Origin of the sequence: Bacteroides sp. D22, assembly GCF_000163675.1 — a bacterium.
Taxonomy (GTDB): domain Bacteria; phylum Bacteroidota; class Bacteroidia; order Bacteroidales; family Bacteroidaceae; genus Bacteroides; species Bacteroides xylanisolvens.
Genome location: NZ_GG774863.1, coordinates 1 through 1226 on the forward strand (window position 1 = coordinate 1; position 1226 = coordinate 1226).

At 38.9% G+C, this 1226-nt stretch carries 2 pseudogenes; both read right to left on the minus strand.

What is annotated here, in order from left to right:
• Positions 1 to 218 (minus strand): annotated as a pseudogene (locus tag HMPREF0106_RS28060) (transposase); the annotation flags it as partial.
• Between the two features lie 87 nt (positions 219 to 305).
• Positions 306 to 1226 (minus strand): annotated as a pseudogene (locus HMPREF0106_RS00110) (ISL3 family transposase); the annotation flags it as partial.

Genomic DNA, 1226 nt, shown 5'->3' on the forward strand with positions numbered 1-1226 from the left:
GGGAAGTCCTGAACTTCAATCTCAGGGAGGAAACCTTTTGAGTGAAGATGTAGATCAGAGTACTCAGCAGGAATAGTGGCTTTCTCCTCTAAATAAAGAATAAAGCAAGTATCCTGAGAAACATGATTGACTAGGGTAAAGTAATCAAGGATTCCTGAAGGCAAGAACAAGCTTAAAGAAGCAACAGGATCAATCGTTTGGGAAGAGGATGTTTTCATGATGCAAAAATAAGAATTTTAACGCAATCCCCCAAGTTTTCAGGGCTCAGTTGTAATTCTTGGGGGATTAAGTTTAGTCAATTCCCTTCATGCATATACCTTTGCTAGCCTAAAAAGGAAGAAGCTCATATCCACTACTCCTCTAAATGATGCCCTAAATGCTTTGATTTTAGCATTAAATGCTTCCGCTGCTGCATTTGTACTCCTGTTCACAAAGAAGTTCAAAATCCTTTCATAATGGTTCTCAATAGAGTTTGCTACTGTTGTGAATGTATCGTATCCATATTCTTCAATCTTATTATACCATAGTGCCAGCTTTGCTCTTGCTACATCCTTGTCATAGTTTGTGGAAAAGATCTTTCCCAACTCCAATGAGTAGTAATATACGTGCTTAATATCTTCAAACTGCTTGAAAAGTAATTCTGCCCTGATTTTCTGGCTCTTGGTCCATTTATCAGGTGATTTAAATAATAAATATCTGCTTCTGGCTAATAATTGCCTGAGTGTATCTCCGTTTTCGAGTTCTTCTGCTTTATGTACTTCCCCCTTCTCTTTTGCCGCTTTCATGGCTTTATTCTCCTCTTTTATCACTTGCCATCTATATGTAATACGCAACTCTTGTACAGCTTCGTATACAAGTTTTTGTACATGAAACCTATCAATCACCTGCATGGCACGTGGAAAGCACGTTTTCGCAATCTTTTGCATGCTCCCTGCCATATCCAGTGTAATTTCTTTGACCTGATTACGCAGCTCCTGTGGCATCTTTGTAAGTACCGCAATGATATCATCGGCTTTTAGTGCCCTGAATTACAGCTATAATAGAACCTTTCCTACCTCGCTTATCTCTATTTATTAAGATGGTATAAAGATCTCCCTTGCTCAAAGCCGTTTCGTCAATACATAGGCGATAACCCATATTCTTTGGATAAAGGATATACTCTTGGGCATGTGCTCTCTGATCCCAATTCTGGAAGTCACTCAGGTGTCTTTATATTGGCTTTGAAG